At 62.3% G+C, this 4,790-nt stretch carries 4 protein-coding genes and 1 pseudogene; 1 reads left to right on the forward strand and 4 read right to left on the reverse strand.

What is annotated here, in order from left to right:
• Positions 1 to 194 (reverse strand): annotated as a pseudogene (locus AOK24_RS37555) (SAM-dependent methyltransferase); the annotation flags it as partial.
• Positions 195 to 404: 210 nt separating this feature from the next.
• Between AOK24_RS37555 and AOK24_RS37560 the strand changes: the two are divergent.
• Positions 405 to 635 carry a hypothetical protein gene (locus AOK24_RS37560; RefSeq protein ID WP_055724424.1) on the forward strand — a complete coding sequence of 77 codons (231 nt, stop codon included), beginning with the start codon at positions 405 to 407 and terminating at the stop codon, positions 633 to 635.
• 193 nt (positions 636 to 828) lie between these two features.
• Here AOK24_RS37560 and AOK24_RS48895 read toward each other — a convergent pair whose 3' ends face one another.
• From AOK24_RS48895 to AOK24_RS37570, 3 genes are all read right to left on the reverse strand, one after another.
• Positions 829 to 1,518: a hypothetical protein gene (locus AOK24_RS48895; protein ID WP_159052128.1), complete on the reverse strand. Its 690-nt coding sequence runs from the start codon at positions 1,516 to 1,518 to the stop codon at positions 829 to 831.
• Positions 1,508 to 3,781 carry a hypothetical protein gene (locus AOK24_RS37565; protein ID WP_055724425.1) on the reverse strand — a complete coding sequence of 758 codons (2,274 nt, stop codon included), beginning with the start codon at positions 3,779 to 3,781 and terminating at the stop codon, positions 1,508 to 1,510. Before AOK24_RS37565 ends, AOK24_RS48895 begins: the two co-directional genes overlap by 11 nt.
• A 76-nt stretch (positions 3,782 to 3,857) precedes the next feature.
• Complete coding sequence (locus AOK24_RS37570; RefSeq protein WP_055724426.1) at positions 3,858 to 4,370, reverse strand: hypothetical protein; 513 nt, start codon at positions 4,368 to 4,370, stop codon at positions 3,858 to 3,860.
• Positions 4,371 to 4,790: the final 420 nt, after the last annotated feature.

A 4,790-nucleotide genomic window follows, 5' to 3' on the forward strand; every position in this document is an offset into this window, starting at 1 on the left:
ACCCAGGCCCGCGCCAGCCCCAGCTCCCCCGGCTTGAACAACAGCCTCCGCAGGGCCCGCCGATTCCGCACCACCAGCGTGGGCGCCCCCTCCTTCCCGGCCACGGACCCGTCCCAAGCCCGGATCCTGACCGGTACCTCCTCCCCCATCACCGACTCCAACGCCGCCACCAGCCGCACAGCGGCACCACCCATGGCCACCCACCTCCGTGACAACACTCCCGGAACGACCTGTCACCACGTAAACACACCGCACCGCCCCTTCCAGTCCCCCACAACCACCAAGCCCCAGTAAATCCATCAGATCCGGTCAGGACCGCCGCCCCTGGCGCCCGACCGCTCCCCCACGGCAGACTCTTGAGCGGAGTTCCCCCCCAACGGCGTCAGACTTCAGGAGAGAACGGCATGAACGCACTCGACCAGCTCAGCGTCATCGGACTGGTCCTGGCCGCGGTGCTTCTACTGATGGCCTGCGTCAAGACGGACCGCGTACGCGCCTGGCGGGCCCGGTTCAACCCTCGGGGCGAGGAACTCCCCGACTCGGCCTTCATCACGGTCCGCATCCTGTTCGTCCTCCTGGCCGGCCTGATGATCTACATGGCGATCGACGGCTTCGCCATCTCCAGCAGGCAATGACAGAACAAGCTGATCAACCGCATTCAGCAGACGCCTCAAGGCCCTTGATGTACGACGCGATCAGCGCCTTCATGGCCTCCGGATCCGACCGCCCGTCAGCGAACACCTGAGCGTCCATCAGCCTTCGTTTCTCCACTCTCGGCCTTCACGTTCTCCGACTTTATGGGACAAGGCTCTGAGCAGCACTGCGACATCAAGCAGAGGGCGAGGGAACCTTGACCGGGAGATTCGCTTCAGCGGCACAGCCCACTTCTTCAGCAACCGCACGAGCCAGCGAGTTGAGAATCGCCATTCGATCCCTAGGGTCGCGATCACCAAGTGACGTAGACGTCATCTCCCCCTTCACATAAGAAGTATCACCAATAAACGACCCCGCACTCCCTTTAGTTGCGCACTTGAAGTAGAGCAAAGCCCCGTTTTTCGACACAGCGGCATAATCGCCGACATCAAAGAGAAGCGTTTCAGGGCGTTGCCCGTCCGATGGCTTCAACGAATACTCGGATGCCACGAAATCGATAGCCACAACAGGGAAGTCACCACTACCCGCCCTGTAAATCTTGCAACTACTCCTCACACCAACTCTGTCATGCAAGTGCCTGGCAGCCCTGACCAAAGAGAACTTATTAGGCTCGCCCGCATCATTCTCTCCGGAAAGCTCTTCAAAATTCTCAGCACCTGAAAGGCGCATCAACGCCCCTGCCCCTTCCGCATCCAGGGCTCCGTCGCAAACCTGCTCCGCCGACACACCCGTCGGCTTCTTTCCCTCCGACGCCTCGGTGCAACCACACAGCGAGAGCGCCACACCTACGGCGAGGGCAACCATTCGGTGCCGCGAACCAAAAGCGTGACGCCGAAAAAGCATCGACGGCTTCTCAATCCTCATACGGAGCCCTTCCGCGAAGTTTGTTCTGCCCAGGACCTGTCGCCTCATAGTTTGTCCTGATTTGTTCGACCAATTGATCAGAATCCGCTTTCTCTTTGGCCTCGACATGGCCAGCGAGGTAACTCTCGTAATTTTCCCCGATATCATCGACCCCTTTCTCGAAGAACTCGCGGCTGGTGACTTGAGCCTTTTCTCCCGGCTTCGACTCCGCATCATCAACCGCCTTATCGATCTCATGGCCGATGATAGTATTCACCACCTCCCCACCAAAGTCTGCGGCAATCGGCGCAATCGCCACGCCTGCTGCCGCTGCTCCAGGAACAGGAAGAGCGGCAACCCCAACGCCAACCGCAGTGCCAGCAATGAGCTTGCCCCAGTCAGCAGATCGCGCAAGGGACTTGTTGGCGTCTTCGGAATCGGCACCATAGTCAGCCGCTGCCTGCTGAACTCGAGAGTGATCAAGAATTCCCCTGGCTTGTGCTTCCATGAGGAGGGCATCCGCGCCATGGCCATAATTGGAGGCGTTCGTCGGCGGATTCGCGTCCAACAAGCTCGCGGTGTACAGGTGCTGCGCCGATACAACAACCGCATGAGATTTCTCGTTCTGGCCGAGCACGCTGAGGAAATCAATCGCACCCTGGTTTCCAAATTCAGTGCGCTGACCCGCATAAGCCGGTGGAAAATCTCCAGCGTCACGTGCGTGATTGCCTAGACCCGAGAGGTTGTAGTTGATGTCGTCGATGTACGCACCGGCGATCTTGCCCATGCTCTCAGCCATCTCAGGCTGCTTGTGGAACATATCGCGACCTTCGTTACTGCTGTACAGGTAAGCGATCTGCTCCATGACGCCAGCTGTTTCTGCCGTGCGCTGTTCGCCTCCGGATTTAACGGCTTCCGCAGTCGCATCAAACGGATATCCGGTTGTCGCAGCCTCAAGAGCGTGCCCCAGCGCCTTACGGCCCGCCACATAATCATTGTCGCCGCCGAGCGTGGCGTCGGACACCCAGACACGGTCTTTCGTCAGGTATGTCAGATGTTCGTTCAGGCTGGATTTATCGTCGAGTTCACCGGGCTTGTTGTCCGGCTGATCGAAGAATTCTGTCGAGGCACCTGGGTTGTGTCCGAGCGCTTCGAGGAAACCCGTCACCGGGTCTCGCCCTCGGTCATTCTTGTAGTCCCAATAGTTGAGATCGCTCTGGTTGGCGTTGTTGACCCACAGGCTGATGCCCTCTCCGTTGACCTGCTTGTCGTAGGAGAGAAGCGCGTCACCGTACTGGTTCAGGAATCGGTCGTCGTAGTCGCCAAAACGCATGAGATTACTCATGACGACGAAACCTGTCGGGTTACTCGCATCATCGATGCCGAGCTGGTTCTGACCGAGGCCGATCATGTCCCGTTTCCACTCGTGCATCGCGACGCTGTCGGAGAGTGTGGCCCGCCCGATGGTGATTCCGAGGTTCTTCTGGAGCTGCTTGGCCTGTTCGCTCCGCGCCGGGTCGTACGTACCCTGATAAGGATCGGCGATACCGGCATAGAAAGTGAGGAGCTTCTTGGGACCGGCCTCGGTGGCGAACCTCTCGGAGAAGAGAGGGTCGTTCTTGTACTTGGCCAAGGTCGAATTGAGCGACGCCAGTTCGGTGTTCGTGACGTCGTGCGGATTCTTCTTGAGGATCTTCGCCGCTGCCTCGGCGTCAGCGATGGCCTTCGCCGCGGAGTCCCGGTCCTTGTAGTCGGCGCCCGAGAAACCCAACTCGCTCTGATCCACGAGGGCCTTGAGGACGGTGGCGGCTGAACTGTCGCTCGTGGAGGCCTGGTTGAGGATCTTCTGGATGTCGTCGCGGACGGCGGTCATCTCGGCCGTGCGGTCGGGTTCCTTGCCGGCGGGGTCCTGGGGGCGGGTCGTCAGGGTGACCATGAAGCCGTCGCCGGAGGGGAGGACGGTGAAGCCCTTGGTGCGGGCGCCCTCCACGGCCGTCGTCAACTGCTGGTGGAAGCCCTTGAGTTCACCGAGGGTGTCGTTCAGGATCCGGTAGATGCTGTTCGCCTGAGTGTGGGCGTCGGCGAACTCGCCGGCCGTCTTGCCGATGAACTCCCTGCTGACCTGGGAGTTCACGCCGGCCCAGTTGGCCTTGTTGGCAGCCTTGTGCAGGCCGTCCTCCGCGTCCTTCTGGAGCTGTTCGAGGCTGTGGACGAGGGTGCCCCAGTCGGTGACGGCGTCGGAGAGGAGGGCGAAGTTGGCGTGGTAGAGGGCGTCGAATTTCACGAGGGGCCATTCCTGGGTGAGGAGATCGGTCGGCGGCGGAGCGGGACGGCCGGGCCGTCCGGGAGTACGCCGCTCCTCACTCCTTCTTCTTCGGCTCGCCGTAGACGGGGTTGGGGGCGCCCGGGGCACCGACCCGTTCGTCGAAGCCGGCGTCCAGGACGCTGATGCTGCTGGCCATCCGCGCGATGTAGTCGTCGTCCCCCGCGTGCAGCTTCTTCGTCACGTGCATGTGGTTCGAGATGTGCGAGCACGCGTCCATCAGGGACTTGAGCTGGGCCTCCCAGCGGTTCGACACGTGCTGGAGCGCGCCGCCGAGGGCGAAGCCCTGCTGGGTGAGGTCGGTCGCCGCGGAGTCGCTGGACGGCACCGAGACGCGGGCCTTGTTCCAGAGGTCGTCGAAGAGGGTGTGCGCGGACTTGCCGATCGCGGCGAGGTCTTTCTGGGAGACCGCGAGGACGCCGTACGAATCCGGCGTCGCCGGCGCGTCGCCCTGCCGGCCCGTGCCGTTGTCCACGCCGTTCAGCTGCATCCCGGAGCCCTGTCGCTCCAGCGCACCCGCCTTCAGCTGCTCCCACTCGTCCCAGGCCATCGGCCCGCCACCTTCCCCGTGTGCGGCTCGCCGCCGCGGCTGTCCTCCGTACGGCACCACTCACGTGGCCACGCGTCCCCGGGCTCCGGTACAAGTTAGCAACTCGGTAAGAGAATCAGGATGGGTGTTCCGAGCTGATCGGCTTGCGGGTGTGAAGTATTCGCGGAGGTGTTTCCGATTCCGGATACGCGGAGGTGCCGGGTGGGGTTCAGGAGGGGCTCGGGTGTCCGGTCCCCGCCGGTGAGGACCGTAGAAGGTAAGGATCGGTTCGGGGAGGGTGAGGGGTTCGCAAGAGGCCGCCGCCTCCTGGTGGGCGTCGGCTGGGGTGCCGTGCTCAGCGGGCGCGACAGGACGCGGTGGCCTTCACGCGTTCAGGAAGGGCCGGGGCCTTGGTTCGGGGGGACGTTGCCGGGCATGGGC

The organism is Streptomyces niveiscabiei, from assembly GCF_001419795.1.
Taxonomy (GTDB): Bacteria; Actinomycetota; Actinomycetes; order Streptomycetales; family Streptomycetaceae; genus Streptomyces; species Streptomyces niveiscabiei.

Bases quoted from the DNA above. Each gene is read 5' to 3' on its own strand.
- AOK24_RS37560 (WP_055724424.1), top strand. From the start codon at position 405: ATGAACGCACTCGACCAGCTCAGCGTCATCGGACTGGTCCTGGCCGCG.
- AOK24_RS48895 (WP_159052128.1), bottom strand. From the start codon at position 1,518: ATGAGGATTGAGAAGCCGTCGATGCTTTTTCGGCGTCACGCTTTTGGT.
- AOK24_RS37570 (WP_055724426.1), bottom strand. From the start codon at position 4,370: ATGGCCTGGGACGAGTGGGAGCAGCTGAAGGCGGGTGCGCTGGAGCGA.